The following is a 342-nucleotide window of genomic DNA, read 5'->3' on the forward strand; positions in this document are numbered from 1 at the left end:
TATCGTAGAAAGGTGCTGTTTGGACGGGTGCGCAGAGAGTTGCCCACGGTATTTCACCAGTTGGCCCGGCAAAAGGAGAGCCTGATTGAGGAGGGGCACGTAATGCCGGATCATGTCCATATGATGATATCGATTCCGCCCAAATATGCTGTCTCCCAGGTAGTGGGGTATATCAAAGGTAAAAGTGCTATTTACATTGCGAGGACCTACTCTGGCCAGCGTAGAAATTATGTAGGGCAACACTTCTGGGCGAGAGGTTACTTTGCGTCCACCGTTGGTCGTGATGAGAATGTGATCAGGGAGTATATTCGTCATCAGGAGAAGGAAGATCGGCGAGTAGAG

At 50.0% G+C, this 342-nt stretch carries 1 protein-coding gene; it reads left to right on the forward strand.

The features are described 5' to 3' along the window. Nucleotides 1–342, forward strand: a 342-nt coding sequence (gene tnpA, locus Q1A48_RS21495; RefSeq protein WP_299948929.1) for an IS200/IS605 family transposase, incomplete at both ends; no start/stop codon positions are given.

The organism is uncultured Microbulbifer sp. (assembly GCF_947489355.1).
In the GTDB taxonomy this organism is placed as follows: Bacteria; Pseudomonadota; Gammaproteobacteria; order Pseudomonadales; family Cellvibrionaceae; genus Microbulbifer.